We start from the raw sequence: 17857 nt of genomic DNA, 5'->3' as shown, positions 1-17857 counted from the left end.
CGAGCACCCGCGAAGCACCGTGCCGGGCCTTCCGGCGCCGCAGCCTAGGTCGTGATTTCGTACTTCTTGAGCAGGCGGTACATCGTGGCCCGGCCAATGCCCAGCTCCACGGCGGCCCGGTCCACGTTGCCGTCGCACAGGCGGTAGGCCCGTTCCACGGCACGCCGCTTCAACTCTTCGAGCGAAACGATCTCTTCCTCGTCGTGGCCGAGTGCAATGCCGGAAACCATGGGGTGGGCCTCTCCGTCGCCACCGGGTGTACCCTCGGAGGGAGCACGAGGTTGCACCTGCGCGAAGTTGTGCTCGGCGGCCTCGGCCAGCGTCATGCGCTCGTTCCACGGCGCGATGACCCGCTCCCCCGCGAGCATCAGGTCCTCGACCCGGATCTCGTCCTCGTCCGAGAGCAGGATGGCCCGCTCCACGGCACTTTTGAGCTCGCGCACGTTGCCGGGCCAGGCGTATTCGAGGATGGCCCGCCGGGCCTCCAGCGAAAGCCGTTTCCCCTTAAACTCGGGATGCGCCTTAGTATATTCCCTGAGAAAGTAATTTGCCAGCAACAAGATATCCTGCCCGCGCTCGCGCAACGGCGGCAGCGGGATGGGGAACTGGAAGAGCCGGTAGTAGAGATCCTCGCGGAACTTACCGGCCCGGATCATCTCGACGACGTTCCGGTTCGTGGCCGAGATGACGCGGGCATCGAAGGCGATCGTCTCGTTGCCGCCGACGCGCTGGATCTCACCCTCCTGAAGCGCCCGCAGCAACTTGGCCTGCAGGTCCAGGTCGAGTTCGCCGATCTCGTCGAGAAAGATGGTGCCGCCGTCCGCCTGCTCGAACTTGCCGATCTTGCGGCTGTGGGCCCCGGTGAAGGAGCCCTTCTCGTGCCCGAAGAACTCGCTCTCCATCAGCTCGCGCGGGATGGCGGCACAGTTGACCACGACGAACGGCCCGTGCTTTCGCGAGGAGCCGTAGTGGATGGCTTTGGCCACGAGCTCCTTACCGGTGCCGCTTTCCCCCTGAATGGCCACGGGAATGTCGCCCCGGAGGGCCTTCTGGATCAGCCGGTAGACGCGCTGCATGGGCGGGCTCTCCCCGATCAGCCCGTCCGGGCCGTAACGACGGGTCACCTCACCGCGGAGCGTTTCCAGCTCGCGCCGCATGTTCACCTTCTCCAGGGCGTTCTGGACCACCTTGTCGAGCTTGAGGAGATCGTCCTGGCCCTTGGTGATGTAGTCGTAGGCGCCGAGCTTCATCGCCTCGACGGCCGTGTCGATGACGCCCTGGGCGGAGACCATGACGACGAGCATGTCCGGATACCGGGCCATGACACGCCGGAGCACCTCGATTCCGTCCAGGCCGGGCATCATGATGTCCAGCAGGATGAGGTCCGGCTGTTCCTCCTCCAGCTGTGCCAGCACCTCTTCGCCATGGTGGAACACCTTGACCCGGTAGTCCGGGTTCTTGTCCAGCCGGTAGCTCATCATCCGGGCATAGTGCCGGTCGTCGTCGACGACGAAAATCCGGTATGGCATAAGGGTGGGGATTTCTGGTGAGAGAGAAAGACCCCGCAGGTCGTTCGGAACCCCGAACGGAACCGGGCGCGAAAGGTCTCAAAATGGGATCGGCCGTCCGGCGAGAAACCTTAAGGTGCGCCGCCGGCCCCGTCTCGTGCGAAGAAATGATGAAGCCGCTTGCGCCGGGCAACCGGATGGTTTAAATTACGTGTTGTAAACAAATTTTGTCTAAAACACCGAGTATCCATGGCCCACACGGTTCGGGAGCAGGTGAAGCAGGAACGGTTCGAGGATCCGGTGCAGGAGGCCTTCATCGGGCTGCTGGTGGCGTCCGGCCGGCTCCGGCAGCGGCTGCACGAGGTGTGTGCCGCCTACGGGATCACGCACGACCAGTACAACGTGCTGCGGATCCTGCGCGGCGTCTATCCGGAGGGGCACCCGCGCTACGAGGTCGCCGGCCGCCTCATCGAACGGGCCCCGGACGTGACCCGGCTGCTGGATCGCCTGGAGCGGGCCGGGCTCGTCGAGCGCTACCGCTCCTCCGAGGACCGCCGCCTGTCCCTGGCCCGCATTACCCGGAAGGGGCTCGATCTGCTGGCGGCGATGGAAACCCCGATCCGCAACGTCCGTGTGGAAGCCCTCGGCCACCTGCCGGAGGACGACCTCAAGGCGCTCATCCGGATCTGCGGGACGATCCGGTGAGGTTTTTTGCCCATAAGCGTGTTTAAAACACATTTCATTCACAACACAGGAGGTAGGCCATGCGAATCTTCATGACGGGGGCCACCGGTTACATCGGCCGAGCGGTGGCCGAAGCGCTCTTTCGGCGGGGGTACGACCTGCTCGCGCTGGCCCATTCGGAGCGCGCCGCCCGGGACCTGGCGGCCCGGGGCTACGACGTCTTGCGGGGCGACCTGACGCAGGCGGCGGTGCTGGCCGAAGGGGCCCGGCAGGCCGACGGCGTCGTGCACCTGGGGCTGGTGCGCGAGGGGGACGTCGCCGGGGTGGATACGGCGGCGGTGCAGGTCCTGCTCGACGCCCTGGCGGGCACGGACAAGCCGTTCCTTTACACGAGCGGCGTCTGGGTGCTCGGGGCGACGGGGCCGAAGGCCGCCGACGAGGCGACCCCGCCGGCGCCGGTGGAGCTGGTGGCCTGGCGGTCCCGCGTCGAGCGGATGGTGCAGGAGGCCCCGGTCCGCGGGGTGGTGATCCGTCCGGCGCTCGTTTACGGGCACGGCGGAGGTATCCCGGCGATGTTCGTGGAGGCGGCCCGGGAGGGAAAGCCGGTTCGTCTCCCGGGGGACGGGCGGCAGCGCTGGCCCTTCGTCCACGTGGCGGACCTGGCCGAACTGTACGTGCGCGCTCTGGATGCGCCGGCGGGGACGATCCTGCACGGGGTGGGCGAGCCGGCGGTGGCCGCGTGGGAGGTAGCCGCCGAGGCGGCCCGGGCGGCCGGAAGCACGGCCGGCGTGGCAGCCTGGCCCCTGTCCGAGGCGCGCGCCGAGCTGGGGGCCTTCGCCGACGCGCTGGCGCTCGACCAGCACATCGTGAGCACCGCGGCACAGCGGTTGTTCGGCTGGGCGCCGACCCACTCCGGCGTCCTCGACGACCTGCGGCACGGTTCCTACACCTGGCAGGAAGCGCAGGCCTTCATCTGCACCACCTGCGGCACGCAGTTCGCCCCGAGCGACGGCCCGCCGCCCCGCTGCCCGATCTGTGAGGATGCGCGGCAGTATGTCGGGAAGGGCGGGCAGGCGTGGACGACCATGCCGGCCCTGCGCCGGACGCACCGCAACGTCGTCCGCGCCGTCGAGCCGGGGCTGACGGAGATCTTCACGGAACCGTCCTTCGGCATCGGCCAGCGGGCCCTGCTCGTCGAGACGCCGGAGGGCAACGTGCTGTGGGACGCCATCACCCTGCTCGACGAAGAGACGGTCCGGGCGGTGGAGGCCCGCGGCGGGCTGGCGGCCATCGCCGTGTCCCATCCCCACTATTACTCGGCGGTGGCGGCCTGGAGTCACGCCTTCGGGGACGTGCCGGTGTACCTGCATACGGCCGACCGGTCCTGGGTGATGCACCCGGACCCCGTGCTTCGCTTCTGGGAGGGCGACACGCTCGATCTGCCGGGGGGTCTGCGCCTCGTACGCGTCGGCGGGCACTTTCCCGGTTCGGCCGTGCTGTACTGGCCGCGGGGAGCCGCCGGGCGCGGGGCCCTGCTCACCGGCGACTCGATCAAGGTGGCGGCGGACCGGCGGTACGTCAGCTTCATGTACAGCTTTCCCAACCACGTTCCCCTCGGGCCGGCGGAGGTCCGGGCCATCGTCGAGGCGGTCGCACCGCTGCGTTTCGACCGGATCTACGGGGCCTGGACGGGAGACGACGTGCGCACCGGCGCAACTGCGGCGGTCCGGCGTTCGGCCGAGCGCTATCTGGAGGCCGGCCGCGGCCGCTATCCGGCGGCCGAAGCGGCCCCGCGCCCCTGAGACGACGCTCTCCCGGCGCCCGCGGCCGGAGAATCCGATCATCTTCGAACATCATCAGGAGGGACATGAGAACCATGAACAAGGAACGGATCAACACGCTGGCTCGCCTGTTGCTGGCACTGATTTTCCTGGTGACCGGGACCATGAAGCTTTTCGGTTTCGGCAGCACGGTCGCCACGCTCGCGGGAATGGGATTGCCTTTTCCCGGGTTGCTGGCGCTGGGGGCCATCACCACGGAGATCGTGGGGGGTGCCTGCCTGCTCTTTGCCGTAAAAGCGCGCTGGGCCGCGCTGGGGCTGATCCTCTTCCTGGTGCCGGCCACGCTGCTCTTTCACGTGAGCGGGCTGAACGATCCCGTTCAGGGGGAGATGCAGTTGATCCAGGTGTTGAAAAATCTGGCCATTATGGGCGGGTTGCTCAAGGTTTCGCTGGAGGACGAACCGGCGTATGGCGCCGGAAAGGCCGAAGGGAGCGCGCTCTTGCAGCCGTCTCCGCGTTCGTAGTCGATTTCCCGCAACGATCGTACGAGGCCGGACCATGACGAGAGAGAGCTTCAGCCGCTGGTGCCGGGCCTACGGGCTCGCCTGGGAAGCCCGCGATCCGGACGCCGCCGCAGCCCTTTTCTCCCCGGATGCATGCTACTACGAAACCCCGTTCGCCACGCCGGTGCAGGGGCGGGAAGCGATCCGGGCGTACTGGGAGGAGGCGGTTCGGACCCAGCGAGAGATCAACTTTTCATACCTTGTTCTGGGCGTCTCGGGGGCACGGGGCCTGGCGCACTGGCAGGCTTCCTTCCTCCGCGTACCCGGCAACGCGCGTGTGCAGCTCGACGGTATCCTGGCGGTGGAGATGAACGAGGCCGGGCAATGCCGGACCTTCCGCGAGTGGTGGCACCGCCACGAGACGTCTCCTGCTGTATCTAAACCCGTGGACGCATGTTCGTAGGTCATTTCGGCGTGGGGATGGGGGCGAAGGCCGCCGCGCCGCGCCCTTCCCTGGGCACGCTGTTTCTGGCGGCGCAGTTCATCGATCTCCTCTGGCCCACGTTGCTGTTGCTGGGGCTGGAGCGCGTGGAGATCGCGCCCGGCATCACCCGGATGACGCCGCTCGACTTCGTGGCGTATCCGTACACGCACAGCCTGCTCGCCGTGCTCGGCTGCTTACCTTTACCCACAAATCAGGAGGGGTGAAAGACGAGCCAGGCGGAGGCGATATCGGTGAGACGTTGCCAGCCGCGCCAGAGCACAGTGACACCCGGAGGCCCATCGCTTTTGCGAGCCAGAAAGCCGCCCAGCCGGGCGATCCACAGGACCACCTGGCCCACCGTGGGCGGCCGGGCAGGCACCTGCTGCGTCTTGTGGTGGAAGGCATACAGAGCCCGCCACTCATGCTCGGCCAGCACCAGCGTGCAGGGCACATCAGGCGCATGACGGGCCACCAGGGTCATCCAGAAAAGACGCCAGGCTATGATGCTGAACAGGGCCAGATAGGGCATCAGACGCTCCACGCCGGCCAACGGGGCTTTTTCCACACGGCATCCCGATTTGAGCACCTTGTGATAGACCTCAATCTGCCAGCGCAGGCCGTACCACCGGATCCGCTCCACGGCGTCGGCAAAACGATGCACCGGCACCGTGCTCAAAAGAAGCCAGCACAAAGGCGGGTCCTCCGCGGGCGGGGCCTCCTCTTGCACCAGCACCGCATAGAGCGGCATATCGCCCATCTTTTTGCGCAGGTGCCGAGGGGCTTTCAAGCTCACAGGCGCAAAGCGCACCGTGACCGAGGCCTGGCGTTTCGGCTTCCCTTTGCGGGCGGGGACGAGCACCTGCAACTGCCCGCACGCCGCTTGCCGGCCCATCACCTCCCAGAGCCGCCCCACTTCGGGTGCACAGACGGAGCGGTTCTGGGCGGCTCGCACCAGCAGGTCGGTCTCCAGGGTGCGGGCCTGGTGAAAAAGCTCAAAAAGGTCGGACTCGCTGTCGCCGATGGTGATGAGCTGGGCCTCGGGGGGAACGACGGCCTGGGTCTGTTGCAGGGCCTGGAGCCACTTGGAACTTTCCTTCTCTTCGATGGGCAGCTTGCGTCGTTCGTCTGCGGTGCGCTGGTGCATCGTGGGGGGGCGCACCCAGATGGCCTGACCGGCCAATCCGAGCGGAAGGCCCTGCTCGGTCATGAGCAGGCTGGTGTGCATGACTATGCCGGACAGGTTCTGCTGCGCGGTGCCGATGGGTCCGAGCCCCTTTGTACTGGGATGATGGGTATAGTTCAGGTAGGTCGTATCCTGAATGGCAAAGAGCCGTTTGTGCCCCTGGGCCCGCTCCCGCGTACGGCGATAATGGGGCGCCCGGATCTTCTCGGCGGTCGTTTTGGCATTGTCGAAGAGCCGGTAGGCGGCCTTGGTGTCGGCCCAATCCGCACAGGCCTGATTGATCGACACCGAAGGCCTGGCCGCCAGTTTGGCGCCGGTGTCGAGCAGTCGCCGGTCCAGGCGCTTGTCGCCCAGCGCCATGTCGTGCAATTCATGCACAAGCCAGGTGGAGAGTTCATCGACCTCAGGGAGGTCTGGGATTGCTTCCGTATCCATCGGGGGGCTCCTCTTCAATGGCTTCGATGGGGTAAAAGGTTATTTGATCAGCATCCTTCTGCTAATCTCACGGCACTTGTGGGTAAAGGTAAGGCTCGGCTGGGGGGTGCTCCTGGGCGGTGTCTACCTGTGGATACGGAAGGACCGGCGGGGGGCGCTCGTCCTTGCGCTGGCGGTGGTGAGCCACTGGGTGCTCGACCTGCTGGTGCACCGCCCCGATCTGCCGCTCTGGCCCGGTGGCCCGCTGGTGGGGTTCGGAGGGTGGAACGTGCCGGCTCTGGCAATCCCGCTGGAACTGGCGCTCTTCGGGGCCGGGGCCTGGCTCTACCTGACCCGCACCGCCCCGGCAGATCGCACCGGGCGCTATGCCGCCCCGGCCCTGATCGCCGCGCTGCTGCTCATCCACGCAGCCAACCTGTTTGGCCCGCCGCCCGAGCAGGTCGAGGCCATCGCCTGGGCCGGTCATCTCCAGTGGCTCTTCGTGGGCTGGGCCTACTGGGCCGACGCCCACCGGAGGCCCCGGTCCCGGCGGATCTCCTGAAACGGCGGTCGTCTCCGTCCGAATACGGGCCCGCGCCTTCCGGATCGGCACGGTCGTTGTCTCACGGGCGGGCCCGGGGAAAAACGTCCCCGGCCGCTGCCCGGCGTATCGTTCCGGGACCCGCCGTCCTCTCTGGGAGCCGGCATGGTTCGAAACTGAGACGGCGAGGATAGCGGGTTCCGGGAACGACCCGGCAGGGAAAGGCCACGACCAAAGGAGAGGCGGCAGGATGAAGCGCCGGCATCTGATACTTTTTCTGGGGTGCATGATGATGTGCGGGACCGGCCAGCAGGTCCTGGGACAGCAGACCCGCCATGTGGCGCTCGGGGGCGACGATGCCGGCAACGCATGTCTCGATGCGGCGGCGCCGTGTGCGAGCGTGGGCCGGGCGCTGGCCGTGGCCGAAGCCGGGGACGTGATCGAGGTCGGCGCCGGGACGTTCTACGAGGGCGATCTGACGATCCGCACCGACGTGACGCTGCGCGGGGCCGGGGCGGACGTGACGGTCCTCGACGCCGACGCCTCGGACGGGCCTTCCGAGACGCGCATCGAGCGCATCCCGCCGGCGGTGGCGCTGCTGCGGGCCGGGGTGCGGGTGGCCTACAAGCATGCCGGCAGCCCCCACGCGCACGTCCTCCGCGTCGAGGCCGGGGTCACGGCCCGGGTGGAAGACATGACCCTGCAGGACGGCGGCGACCTGTTCACGGACAACCGGCAGGGCGGCGGCGTCTGGAACGCGGGCACGCTCACGCTGGCGCGCGTCATCGTCCGCGACAACGTAGCGTCCGTCGCCTCCGACTACGAGGCCGAGCCCCGGGGCGGCGGCATCTGGAACGGCGGGACGCTGCACCTGGTCGAGAGCCTGGTCGAGCGCAACGCGGCGGCGGGCTTCCTCATCGAAGGGGGGCGCGGCGGCGGCATCTGGAACGAGGGCATGCTCGTGCTCGAGCGCAGCACGGTGGCCGCCAACACGGCTTCGGACGTGCAGGATGCCTGCTACGGGGCAGGCCTCTACAACGCGGGTACGCTCATCGTGCGCAACAGCACCCTCAGCGGCAATGCGCTGGCCTGCTTCGAGGGCGGTGCCGGCGGCGGCCTCTTCAACGCAGGCGAGGCGCTTGTCGAGGCAACCACGCTGGCCGGGAACACCGTGCGGGCGGCCTGGGACGGCCCCGCGGCCCGGAGCGGCGGGCTGGCCGCCACCCGCTCGGCGAGCACCCGCGTGCGCGGCAGCCTCGTGGCCGGCAACACCGCCGTGGATAACGACGCGACGGCCGACTGCGATGGCCTCGCCGCCTCGGACGGCTTCAACGTCTTCGCCGAAGGCACCGGCTGCCCGGCCGGCGCGACCGACACGCTCGTCGATCCCGCCTCGGTCTTCACGGCCGTCCTCGGCCCGCTGGCCGATCACGGCGGTCCCACGCCCGTGCACGCCCTCCTTGCGGGCAGCCCCGCCCTCGATGCCGGCACCTGCCTCCTGGCCTCCGGCGACACGCTCGCCGTCGACCAGCGCGGCTACACCCGGTGGGACGGCGCCTGCGATGCCGGGGCCTTCGAGGAAGGCGCCGACGCGACGGAGAAGGTGGCCGTCGCCACGGAGGACGAACCGGCGGACGTGCCCTCGGCGATCCGGCTCGAAGGCAACTACCCGAATCCTTTCAACCCGTCCACGCAGATCGTCTTCACGCTAGCCGAGGCCCGTCCCGTGCGGCTGGCCGTCTACGACGTGCTGGGCCGCCAGGTGGCCCTCCTCGTCGACGGCCTGCAGCCGGCCGGCCGCCGGACCGTCACCTTTGCCGCCGGCGGGCTACCCGGCGGGCTCTACGTCTACCGCCTCGAAGCCGGGCGCGAGGTACAGACGCGCACGATGATGCTGGTCAGGTGACAATGCGAATTAAGGGTAGAACGCGAGGATCCACATCGCCGCGGCTAGCCGCCCGAAGACGTGCACCAAGAGGCCCTCGAACGAACGCACCTTCGAGGCCACCTCGATGCCCGTCTTCTGCTCGATCCAATTGAACAGCGACTCGATCGGCTGCCGGCGCTGACTGACCCGCCGCGAGTACACCTTCTCGGTCAGCAGCACATCGGTCTGCCCCTTGCGCTTCTTCACCGGCGTGCACAGGTGCAGGTTCTGCTCGGCTGCCAGGCGCTCGCCTAGCTCACGGTCGGCGTAGATCTTATCGGCAAAGAGACGCCCCTCGTGCAGGCGCGGTAGGATCTGTCGGGCCACGGTCAGGTCATTGGCCGGGCCGGGAGCCAGTCCGATGTAGAGCGGCAGCGGCATCGTGCCGGGACGCCGCCGTGCGACGACATGTACCTTGACGCCGTAGAAATACAGGTTCTTCGAGGCGCAGAAGCCTTTGCCGGCGATGTGCGGAGCGACCCTGGCCCAGGCCGAGCGCTTCTGCTGGGCCATCACGACCGGAAAAGAGTCGATGATGTAATCGGTTGGTTCACCAGAGCGCTCTGCAGGTCGCTCACCAGAGGACTGGCGCGGACATGCCTCCAGGGCTGCTTCGACCAGCAGGGGGAAGGCATCGGCCAGCCGGTTGAGGCGCTGCACGAAGGCGACGTAGGAGGGCAGTTTGGGGAAGAAGGCCATCAGGTGGTCGCGGGTGTAGGCGTAGATGTCGGTCAGCGTGCGGCGCTGCTGCATGAGCCCGAAGAGGTAGACGGTGAGGACTTCTTCATCGGAGAAGGCCGGCGCGTGGTTGTTGCTCAGGCGCTGGGCAACGACGCAGAGGCGGCGCTGATACTGCTCACAGACGTGGAGGAACAGATGAATGAGCGTATATTGCCAGTCCATGGGGTCCTCGGGCGTTTGGTTGGAGGTGAGGGGTCATCTCCTTCTAAACGCTCAGGACACCATGGTGTCAACTCTTAATTCGCATTGACAGGTTCTCACGCCCGGAGTCCGATCAGGCCCATCATCCGGCCGGTACGGCCACGCTCGGCCCGGTGGGAAAAGAAGGTGTGCGTTTCGGCATAGGTGCAGCGCGGCGACACCTCGATGGCCTGCGCGGGGACGCCGCCCTGCCGGAGCTGCGCTTCCACCGCCGCTTTCAGATCCACGTGCGGCTTTTGCCCCGGCGTGCGGAGGACGAACGCCGCGTCGAACCGGGCGGCCACCTCGGGGCCCACCTCGAAGTGCCGTGCGGAGATGCAGGGGCCGATGTAGGCCCGGATGCGTTCGGGGCGGGCGCCGAGGGTGCGCAGGGCGTCGAGTGTGGCCGGCACCACCCCGGCCACGGCGCCGCGCCAGCCGGCATGGCAGGCCCCCACCACGCCCGCGTCGGGGTCGGCCAGGAGGACGGCCGCGCAGTCGGCGGCGGTGATGCCCAGCAGCAGCCCCGGCGTGGCCGTCACCAGCCCGTCGAAGCCGGGGTAGAGGCCCGGCGTCGTCACCACGCGCACCGCCGCGCCGTGTACCTGCCCGGCCAGGGCGAGGGCCTCCGGGGCGAACCCCAGCGCCGCGGCTACCCGCCGGCGGTTCTCGTGCACGTGCGCCGGGTCGTCGTCGGTGCTCAGGCCCAGGTTGAGCGAGGCGTAGGGCGGGGCGCTCACGCCGCCGTGGCGCGTGGTGAAGGCGGCTGCCAGGCCGGGCACGCCGTCGAAGAGGGCGGGGCGAAGGAGCACCGGCGCCGTCATGGGCCCGCCTCCGCCGGCGTGTTCGCCAGGGCCTCCGCGTACGCTTCCTTCAGGAGCGTCTGGAAGTGGTAGACCCCTTCCTCACATTCGGCGGAGAAACGGCCCCGGTCGTAGGCGCCGGACGCCAGCCCGCGCTGCACGTGCTCGCAGATGGCGATGTCCTCCTGCTGCACCCGGTCGCTGAAGGCCAGGTCGCGCTCGATAGCCCGCCGGGCTTCGGGCGAGGCGACGTCGTCGTAGTAATAGTCGAAGATTACCCGGCAGCGGTCGGGGGCCAGCGGCTCGACGAGGTTCACCTGCAGCCGGCCCGGCAGGATGTTGAGCATCATGTTAGGGAAGAGGAAATAGTAGTAGGCGTCGCCCTCGGCGGCGCCATACTGCTGTTCGCCGTCGCGGATGGGGCTGTACTGGAGCGAATGGTACCGGGCCGTCTCGGTGACGTAGGCCCGGTAGTCGAGCACCTGGCACAGTTCGGGGTGGACGAGCGGGATGTGATACCCCTCCAGGTAGTTGTCCACGTACACCTTCCAGTTGCAGGCGACGTCGTAGACGTCGCGGCGGTAGAACGTCTTCGTCGCCAGGCGTTGCGGGGCGATGCGCGCGCCGATCCCGGCGATGACCTCCTCGATGGGCGGTTGCGGATCAGCGGCAAGATGGACGAAGAGGAGGCCGTCCCATTCGGCCAGGGCAACGGGCACGAGGCCGTAGTCGCGTTTGTCGAACAGGTCGGTGCGGTCGAAGCGGGGGACGCCGCGGAGGGAGCCGTCGAGGCGGTAGGTCCAGCCGTGGTACTGGCACTGGAGGACGCCCTTGTGGAGGTGCCCGCAGGCGTCCATGGCCAGCGGGCCGCCCCGGTGGCGGCACACGTTGTAGAAGGCGCGGAGCGTGCCCTCGCGGTCGCGGACGATGACGACCGGCCGCCCCGCTACGTCGGCGCAGAGGTAGGTGCCGGGATCGGGCAGGCGGCTCACGTGCCCGGCATACTGCCAGCGCCGGGCCAGAACGGCCTCGCGGTCGAAGGCGTGGAAGGCCGGGGCGGTGTACCAGCGGGCCGGGATGGTCTCGGCGCGTTCGAGCGGCTCGACGTGCAGGTCGCGGGCCGTCAGGCCAGGCGGAACGGAGACGGTCATCGGCGGACGGAACAGGCTGGGGGAGGACGATGGCGCCAAGATACGAAGAAGCGCCGGTCCGAGTCTGTTCCGTCGAAGGAGCGGGGGTTAGCCGCTGGAATCGTCGTGCCGGTGGCGCGTTGCCACGAGGCACGACGCATCCCGCCTCAGGTGATCAGGTCGATGTACTCCGTCAGGGCGGGCTGGACGGCCTGCAGGTCGGCCTGGAGCGTCTCCACGTCGGGGTGGGCCACGACGCGCTCCTCGACCAGGCGGGACCAGATCGGGTCGGCGGCACATTGCTCGCAGGGGACCGGGCAGTTGCTGGAGAAGCCGAGCGCCGCGGCGGCCCGGTTGGCGGCCTGCACGAGGTAGACCAGGTGCCGCGTCTCCGGGTCGAGGTCGCCGGCGACCTCGTCGCTGTGATGCCAGGCGATGGCCGCCGTCAACACCGCGGGGAATTTCATCCGGCGGGTCAGGTAAACCCCCGTTTCCACGTGGTCGTACCCAAAGCGCTCACGTTCCTTTGCGAGGACGTTCGACGCGCAGATTTTTCCCTTCTGGGCTTCGAGGTACAGATGGGCCGCCTCGGCGGGGTGGTTGTAGAGGAGGATCAGCTTGCCGAAGTCGTGCAGGAGGCCGGCCGTGTAGGCGTCGCCGGGCCGGTCTTTGAGCGAGACGTCCGGTCCTTCCTCGTGGGCGAGCATGTGCCGGGCCAGGAAGGCGGTGGCGATGCTGTGTCGCACGAGGTGCAGGAACGGCCCGGCTGTGCTGGCGTCGAGGTCGTGACGCATCTCGTGCAGCCCCATGCTCATGACGAGGCCCGTGACGGACACCGAGCCGAGGACCAGCACGGCCCGCCGGGCGCTGGTGATCTGGCCGCGTTGCCCGTAATAGGCCGAGTTGACCACCTTCAGCACGCGCGTCGTCACGCCCGGATCATTTTCCACCATCCGGATCACCCGGTCCATCTGCAGGCCTTCCGGCTGGTGCATCAACTCCAGGGCTTCGAGCAGTGTGTGGGGCAACGGGGGGCATTGCAGCTCCAGCGAACCCAGTGACTGGGGCGATGAGGTTCTTGCGGCGACTTCCATGGGGCAGGTGGTCCTGTGTTAAACCGTGATCATCAGGTCGTATCCATTCCGGAAGGCCGGACGGCGCCCGGGGTGGGAAAAGGTATCGGCCGGAAAGGGGGTAAACTGAAGTGCCCGGTGCGGTGACGGTTCAGCTTCCGGTTCGGAGTGCGGCCCGCACCACGTCGAGCGGCATCGGCTGGCCGGTCCATTGCCGGTAGGCGGCGGCGGCCTGGCCGATGAGCATGTCGAGCCCGCCCAGGGTGGCGGCGCCGCGGGCGGCGGCCTCGCGGAGCAGGCGCGTCCGCTCCGGGGTGTAGATGAGATCGTAGACGAGGTGTTGCTCGGTGAAGTCGTCAGGGTAGGGCCAGGGGGTCTGGTCGACGTGCGGGTGCATGCCGGCCGGGGTGGCATTGACGACCAGCCGGCTCGCGCGCACGGCGTCGCGGGCCGCCTGCGGGGACGCCAGGGTGAGGGAGGCGTCCGGGTCGTGGCGGGCGAAGGCGTCGAGCCAGGGCCGGGCGCGTTCGGGGGAGCGGGCCACGACGGTCAGCCGGGCGGGGCGGAACGCCCGCAGCAGGGCATAGACGACGGCGCGGGCAGCTCCGCCGGCTCCGAGGACGGTCATGGGCTGTCCCGACAGGTCGGCTGCCCGTGGCTCGAGGGGGGCCAGGAAGCCCGCCACGTCGGTGTTGTCGCCGTGGAGCCGGGGGCGGCCGTCGTCGCCGGGGCGGACGACGATGGTGTTGACGGCGCCGACGGCCTCGGCTGCGGGCGAGAGCGTGTCCATCAGGGGCACGACGGCCTGCTTGTGGGGCAGCGTCACGTTGGCCCCGGCCGCGCCCAGCGCCCGCAGGCCCCGCACGGCCTCCGGCAGGGCGTCGGCCGGCACGCGGGCGGCCAGGTACACCCAGTTCAATCCCTGGTGACGGAACGCCGCGTTGTGCATCCGGGGCGAGAGGGAATGCTCGACGGGATCGCCGAGCAGGAAGACGAGGCGGGTGTGAGCGTCCGGCATCATGTGGGAGCGTACTACCCTTCAGAGACGACGGGCCACGCCCAGGCCCACGAAGAAGGTGTCGTTGCCGGCAGGGTGCACGCCCGCACCGAAGTTGACGTCGAGCTGGGTGTTCGGGTCGAGGAGGTAGGTGGCGCCGCCCTCCAGGTCGTGCCGGCTCGTGTCCAGGCCGGGGAGGGCCTGCAGGCGGTAGCCGGCGTAGACGCCCAGGCCGGGTACGGAGGGCAGGCCGGCGCCGAGCGGGAGCGTCAGGGTGTACTGGGCCTCGCGGCTGTCCGCGCCGTTGGCAACGCTGGCGACGCCGGCGTTGGCGGAGAGGCCGAGCACGTCCGTCAGCGGCCAGTCGGCGGCGAGCTTGGCCTCGGGCTGGAGGGCATCGGCGCTCAGGCGGTCGTCGCCCGTGGGAAGGCTCGTCAGCACGATCAGCGTCAGGCTCGGTCGGCCCAGCGGCACGCCGTCGCCTTCGAGCAGGCCCACCTTTGCCCCGATCATGCTGTCCTCGAAGCCCGAGCGCGACCGGTCGGCCGCGTCCCAGATCAGGAACGAGTTGAGGCCCAGGCGCAGCTCGACACGCGGCAGCACGCCGATGCGCACGAGCGCCTGCCCGAGGGCATGGAAAACGACCGGGCCGTCTTCCGAGTAGCCGTACCCGCCCTCGATCTGGATGCGGCCCGGCGCCATCACCGCCGAGCCGTCGCCGAAGCCAGGGCGGTCGGTCGAGAGCGGGGCCTCCTGGGCAAACGAAGACAGGGCCGGGAGCATGAAGGCCGGCAGGAACAACGCGAACCGGAGCGAGCGATGTGACATGCGGCGGCGTGGAGCGTGAGTGGGGCAGGACGGCGGAAAGAATACGCTTGCACGGTCTGGTTTTCAATAGGACGTACTCAGGTGAGATCCGTGCGGTGGCGGGACTACCCCGCCGTCGCTTCGCGACACCTCCCCTTCGCATCTTACCTTTACCCACAAATCAGGAGGGGTGAAAGACGAGCCAGGCGGAGGCGATATCGGTGAGACGTTGCCAGCCGCGCCAGAGCACAGTGACACCCGGAGGCCCATCGCTTTTGCGAGCCAGAAAGCCGCCCAGCCGGGCGATCCACAGGACCACCTGGCCCACCGTGGGCGGCCGGGCAGGCACCTGCTGCGTCTTGTGGTGGAAGGCATACAGAGCCCGCCACTCATGCTCGGCCAGCACCAGCGTGCAGGGCACATCAGGCGCATGACGGGCCACCAGGGTCATCCAGAAAAGACGCCAGGCTATGATGCTGAACAGGGCCAGATAGGGCATCAGACGCTCCACGCTGGCCAACTGGGCTTTTTCCACACGGCATCCCGATTTGAGCACCTTGTGATAGACCTCAATCTGCCAGCGCAGGCCGTACCACCGGATCCGCTCCACGGCGTCGGCAAAACGATGCACCGGCACCGTGCTCAAAAGAAGCCAGCACAAAGGCGGGTCCTCCGCGGGCGGGGCCTCCTCTTGCACCAGCACCGCATAGAGCGGCATATCGCCCATCTTTTTGCGCAGGTGCCGAGGGGCTTTCAAGCTCACAGGCGCAAAGCGCACCGTGACCGAGGCCTGGCGTTTCGGCTTCCCTTTGCGGGCGGGGACGAGCACCTGCAACTGCCCGCACGCCGCTTGCCGGCCCATCACCTCCCAGAGCCGCCCCACTTCGGGTGCACAGACGGAGCGGTTCTGGGCGGCTCGCACCAGCAGGTCGGTCTCCAGGGTGCGGGCCTGGTGAAAAAGCTCAAAAAGGTCGGACTCGCTGTCGCCGATGGTGATGAGCTGGGCCTCGGGGGGAACGACGGCCTGGGTCTGTTGCAGGGCCTGGAGCCACTTGGAACTTTCCTTCTCTTCGATGGGCAGCTTGCGTCGTTCGTCTGCGGTGCGCTGGTGCATCGTGGGGGGGCGCACCCAGATGGCCTGACCGGCCAATCCGAGCGGAAGGCCCTGCTCGGTCATGAGCAGGCTGGTGTGCATGACTATGCCGGACAGGTTCTGCTGCGCGGTGCCGATGGGTCCGAGCCCCTTTGTACTGGGATGATGGGTATAGTTCAGGTAGGTCGTATCCTGAATGGCAAAGAGCCGTTTGTGCCCCTGGGCCCGCTCCCGCGTACGGCGATAATGGGGCGCCCGGATCTTCTCGGCGGTCGTTTTGGCATTGTCGAAGAGCCGGTAGGCGGCCTTGGTGTCGGCCCAATCCGCACAGGCCTGATTGATCGACACCGAAGGCCTGGCCGCCAGTTTGGCGCCGGTGTCGAGCAGTCGCCGGTCCAGGCGCTTGTCGCCCAGCGCCATGTCGTGCAATTCATGCACAAGCCAGGTGGAGAGTTCATCGACCTCAGGGAGGTCTGGGATTGCTTCCGTATCCATCGGGGGGCTCCTCTTCAATGGCTTCGATGGGGTAAAAGGTTATTTGATCAGCATCCTTCTGCTAATCTCACGGCACTTGTGGGTAAAGGTAAGCCTTCGCATGGGGAGGGGCTTTGAAGGCCAAAAAAGTCCTACGCTGTTCAAGACACGCCGGCCTTGCATGCGGGGCGGCCCCGGCGTAACATGGCCGCGCTTTTTCGTCACACGACAGGGACCTCGCATGGGCTACGTGCGCTGTTTGCGCGGCCTGGGCTCGGGCCGGACCTATCCCCCGGATACGATCATGAACCTCTGCCCGGAGGACGGGCGGCCCGTCGAGGTCGTGCTCGACCTGGAGCGGCTGCGGGCCGAGCAGCCCGGCACGGCATGGCTGCGGCCGGAGCGGCGCGACCTGTGGCGCTTCGGGGCGCTGCTTCCCCTCGACGTGGCGGACCCGGACGACGCCCGGCACATCGTCGCCCTCGGGGAGGGCGGCACGCCGGTCTATGACTGGGACGACCACCCGCTGGCCCGGCAGGTGGGCTTCCGGCTGCAGGTCAAGGACGAGGGCGCCCCGGGCCACAACCCGACCCGCAGCTTCAAGGACCGCGGCATGGCGATGGTCGTCTCGATGGCCCGGCGGCTGAGATTACGGAAGCTCGTGGTGCCCACGCAGGGCAACGCCGGCGATGCGCTGGCCGCCTACGGCGTGGCGGCAGGGCTGGAGGTGGCCGTCGTGCTGCCCGGGGACACCGACCCGCCGATCCGGGAACGGGTCGCCGCCCTGGCCCGGCGGCACCCGAACGTGCACCTCGAGACGGTGCCGGGCACCATCCGGGAGGCCGGGGTACGCGTGCAGGAGCAATACCTGCCCCGGGGGTTCTTCAACGTCGCCACGTTCCGGGAGCCGGGCTGGCGCATCGAGGGGAAGAAGACGATGGGGCTCGAACTGGCCGAGCCGCCGCCGGGCGAGACGACGTGGTCGCTGCCGGACGTGATCGTCTACCCCACGGGCGGCGGCACGGGCATCCTGGGCATGTGGAAGGCGTTCGACGAGCTGGAAGCGCTGGGGCTGATCGACGCGCGGCGGCCCCGCATCGTGGCGGTGCAGAGTGCCGGTACCGCGCCCGTCGTGGCGGCCTTTCGGGCCGGCGCGGCCGACGTGACCCCGGTGGAGCCGGGCCGGACCGTCGCCACGGGGCTCAACGTGGCCGGCAGCGTGGGGCACTTCCGCGTGCTCGAGATCCTCCGGCAGAGCGGCGGCGCGGCCGTCGCCGTGGCCGAGGAGGACCTGCTGGCTGCCCTGCGCACGGTGGTGCGGGCGAAAGGATGGCGCATCTGCCCGGAAGGCGCCGCGTGCCTGGCGGCTCTCGAACCCCTGGTTGCGGAGGGCGTCATCGGGCCCGGCAACCGGGTCGTCGTCTTCAACACGGCCTCGCTCGACAAGTACCGGCCGGAGGTGCAGGCGATGGCGTCCTGACGTTGCCCGTGCTTGTAAAGGAGGCAGGCGGTATGTATTCTTCGCTCCGGCACG

General features: G+C 68.5%; 17 protein-coding genes. 8 read left to right on the top strand and 9 right to left on the bottom strand.

The genetic code is table 11. From position 1 onward, the window contains the following. Positions 1–44: 44 nt before the first annotated feature. A complete protein-coding gene (locus GQ464_RS08815; protein ID WP_166976734.1) occupies positions 45–1529 on the bottom strand; it encodes a sigma-54-dependent transcriptional regulator in 1485 nt (494 codons plus the stop codon). Between the two features lie 228 nt (positions 1530–1757). Here GQ464_RS08815 and GQ464_RS08810 point away from each other — a divergent pair, with 228 nt between their 5' ends. The 5 genes from GQ464_RS08810 (at position 1758) to GQ464_RS08790 (ending at position 5184) form a co-directional block, all read left to right on the top strand. After that, a complete protein-coding gene (locus GQ464_RS08810) occupies positions 1758–2213 on the top strand; it encodes a MarR family winged helix-turn-helix transcriptional regulator (protein WP_166976735.1) in 456 nt (151 codons plus the stop codon). Positions 2214–2272: 59 nt separating this feature from the next. Further along, entirely contained in the window at positions 2273–3994 is a 1722-nt protein-coding gene (locus tag GQ464_RS19015; protein WP_228350737.1) for an NAD-dependent epimerase/dehydratase family protein, read from the top strand. 74 nt (positions 3995–4068) lie between these two features. Continuing rightward, positions 4069–4497 (top strand): DoxX family protein, encoded by a 429-nt coding sequence (locus tag GQ464_RS08800; protein ID WP_166976736.1) that lies wholly within the window; start codon positions 4069–4071, stop codon positions 4495–4497. 34 nt (positions 4498–4531) lie between these two features. Further along, positions 4532–4939 (top strand): nuclear transport factor 2 family protein, encoded by a 408-nt coding sequence (locus tag GQ464_RS08795; protein ID WP_166976737.1) that lies wholly within the window; start codon positions 4532–4534, stop codon positions 4937–4939. Then, complete coding sequence (locus GQ464_RS08790; RefSeq protein WP_228350736.1) at positions 4930–5184, top strand: hypothetical protein; 255 nt, start codon at positions 4930–4932, stop codon at positions 5182–5184. The genes GQ464_RS08795 and GQ464_RS08790 overlap by 10 nt, the downstream gene beginning before the upstream one ends. Here the strand turns inward: GQ464_RS08790 and GQ464_RS08785 are convergent. Continuing rightward, complete coding sequence (locus GQ464_RS08785; RefSeq protein ID WP_228350194.1) at positions 5172–6578, bottom strand: IS4 family transposase; 1407 nt, start codon at positions 6576–6578, stop codon at positions 5172–5174. The two genes, GQ464_RS08790 and GQ464_RS08785, sit on opposite strands and share 13 nt — an antisense overlap. A gap of 76 nt (positions 6579–6654) precedes the next feature. Here GQ464_RS08785 and GQ464_RS08780 point away from each other — a divergent pair, with 76 nt between their 5' ends. Both GQ464_RS08780 and GQ464_RS08775 read left to right on the top strand, forming a co-directional pair. Next, entirely contained in the window at positions 6655–7119 is a 465-nt protein-coding gene (locus GQ464_RS08780) for a hypothetical protein (protein WP_166981904.1), read from the top strand. A 229-nt stretch (positions 7120–7348) separates the two neighbouring features. Continuing rightward, positions 7349–9004 (top strand): T9SS type A sorting domain-containing protein, encoded by a 1656-nt coding sequence (locus GQ464_RS08775; protein WP_228350735.1) that lies wholly within the window; start codon positions 7349–7351, stop codon positions 9002–9004. Positions 9005–9013: 9 nt separating this feature from the next. Here the strand turns inward: GQ464_RS08775 and GQ464_RS08770 are convergent, their stop codons facing one another. The 7 genes from GQ464_RS08770 to GQ464_RS08740 form a co-directional block, all read right to left on the bottom strand. Next, positions 9014–9928 carry a transposase gene (locus tag GQ464_RS08770; RefSeq protein WP_228350528.1) on the bottom strand — a complete coding sequence of 305 codons (915 nt, stop codon included), beginning with the start codon at positions 9926–9928 and terminating at the stop codon, positions 9014–9016. A gap of 95 nt (positions 9929–10023) precedes the next feature. Beyond that, entirely contained in the window at positions 10024–10770 is a 747-nt protein-coding gene (gene pgeF, locus GQ464_RS08765) for a peptidoglycan editing factor PgeF (RefSeq protein WP_228350734.1), read from the bottom strand. Beyond that, on the bottom strand, positions 10767–11900 hold the full coding sequence (locus GQ464_RS08760; RefSeq protein ID WP_166981823.1) for an aromatic ring-hydroxylating oxygenase subunit alpha: 1134 nt from the start codon (positions 11898–11900) through the stop codon (positions 10767–10769). Before GQ464_RS08760 ends, pgeF begins: the two co-directional genes overlap by 4 nt. Positions 11901–12046: 146 nt before the next feature. Continuing rightward, positions 12047–12973, bottom strand: coding sequence for an HDOD domain-containing protein (locus GQ464_RS08755; protein WP_166981826.1), 927 nt, complete (start codon positions 12971–12973; stop codon positions 12047–12049). A gap of 130 nt (positions 12974–13103) precedes the next feature. After that, positions 13104–13973, bottom strand: a complete 870-nt coding sequence (locus tag GQ464_RS08750; protein WP_279308430.1) for a shikimate dehydrogenase — start codon at positions 13971–13973, stop codon at positions 13104–13106. An 18-nt stretch (positions 13974–13991) separates the two neighbouring features. After that, positions 13992–14777 carry a transporter gene (locus GQ464_RS08745; RefSeq protein ID WP_166981829.1) on the bottom strand — a complete coding sequence of 262 codons (786 nt, stop codon included), beginning with the start codon at positions 14775–14777 and terminating at the stop codon, positions 13992–13994. A 160-nt stretch (positions 14778–14937) separates the two neighbouring features. Then, the gene (locus GQ464_RS08740; RefSeq protein WP_228350416.1) at positions 14938–16344 is read right to left on the bottom strand and encodes an IS4 family transposase; all 1407 of its coding nucleotides are present in this window, start codon (positions 16342–16344) and stop codon (positions 14938–14940) included. 283 nt (positions 16345–16627) lie between these two features. Here GQ464_RS08740 and GQ464_RS08735 point away from each other — a divergent pair, with 283 nt between their 5' ends. Then, positions 16628–17803, top strand: coding sequence for a threonine synthase (locus tag GQ464_RS08735; protein ID WP_423816182.1), 1176 nt, complete (start codon positions 16628–16630; stop codon positions 17801–17803). Positions 17804–17857: the final 54 nt, after the last annotated feature.

Source organism: Rhodocaloribacter litoris, from assembly GCF_011682235.2.
Taxonomy (GTDB): domain Bacteria; phylum Bacteroidota; class Rhodothermia; order Rhodothermales; family ISCAR-4553; genus Rhodocaloribacter; species Rhodocaloribacter litoris.
This window is presented reverse-complemented; position numbering and strand designations above follow the sequence as displayed.

What these genes read in the sequence shown, in the direction of transcription:
- GQ464_RS08750 (WP_279308430.1), bottom strand. Translation starts at nt 13,973, where the DNA reads ATGATGCCGGACGCTCACACCCGCCTCGTCTTCCTGCTCGGCGATCCC.
- pgeF (WP_228350734.1), bottom strand. Translation starts at nt 10,770, where the DNA reads ATGACGGCGCCGGTGCTCCTTCGCCCCGCCCTCTTCGACGGCGTGCCC.
- GQ464_RS08760 (WP_166981823.1), bottom strand. Translation starts at nt 11,900, where the DNA reads ATGACCGTCTCCGTTCCGCCTGGCCTGACGGCCCGCGACCTGCACGTC.
- GQ464_RS08810 (WP_166976735.1), top strand. Translation starts at nt 1,758, where the DNA reads ATGGCCCACACGGTTCGGGAGCAGGTGAAGCAGGAACGGTTCGAGGAT.
- GQ464_RS08735 (WP_423816182.1), top strand. Translation starts at nt 16,628, where the DNA reads ATGAACCTCTGCCCGGAGGACGGGCGGCCCGTCGAGGTCGTGCTCGAC.
- GQ464_RS08775 (WP_228350735.1), top strand. Translation starts at nt 7,349, where the DNA reads ATGAAGCGCCGGCATCTGATACTTTTTCTGGGGTGCATGATGATGTGC.
- GQ464_RS08795 (WP_166976737.1), top strand. Translation starts at nt 4,532, where the DNA reads ATGACGAGAGAGAGCTTCAGCCGCTGGTGCCGGGCCTACGGGCTCGCC.
- GQ464_RS08815 (WP_166976734.1), bottom strand. Translation starts at nt 1,529, where the DNA reads ATGCCATACCGGATTTTCGTCGTCGACGACGACCGGCACTATGCCCGG.
- GQ464_RS08790 (WP_228350736.1), top strand. Translation starts at nt 4,930, where the DNA reads ATGTTCGTAGGTCATTTCGGCGTGGGGATGGGGGCGAAGGCCGCCGCG.
- GQ464_RS08745 (WP_166981829.1), bottom strand. Translation starts at nt 14,777, where the DNA reads ATGTCACATCGCTCGCTCCGGTTCGCGTTGTTCCTGCCGGCCTTCATG.
- GQ464_RS08785 (WP_228350194.1), bottom strand. Translation starts at nt 6,578, where the DNA reads ATGGATACGGAAGCAATCCCAGACCTCCCTGAGGTCGATGAACTCTCC.
- GQ464_RS08740 (WP_228350416.1), bottom strand. Translation starts at nt 16,344, where the DNA reads ATGGATACGGAAGCAATCCCAGACCTCCCTGAGGTCGATGAACTCTCC.
- GQ464_RS08800 (WP_166976736.1), top strand. Translation starts at nt 4,069, where the DNA reads ATGAACAAGGAACGGATCAACACGCTGGCTCGCCTGTTGCTGGCACTG.
- GQ464_RS08755 (WP_166981826.1), bottom strand. Translation starts at nt 12,973, where the DNA reads ATGGAAGTCGCCGCAAGAACCTCATCGCCCCAGTCACTGGGTTCGCTG.
- GQ464_RS19015 (WP_228350737.1), top strand. Translation starts at nt 2,273, where the DNA reads ATGCGAATCTTCATGACGGGGGCCACCGGTTACATCGGCCGAGCGGTG.
- GQ464_RS08770 (WP_228350528.1), bottom strand. Translation starts at nt 9,928, where the DNA reads ATGGACTGGCAATATACGCTCATTCATCTGTTCCTCCACGTCTGTGAG.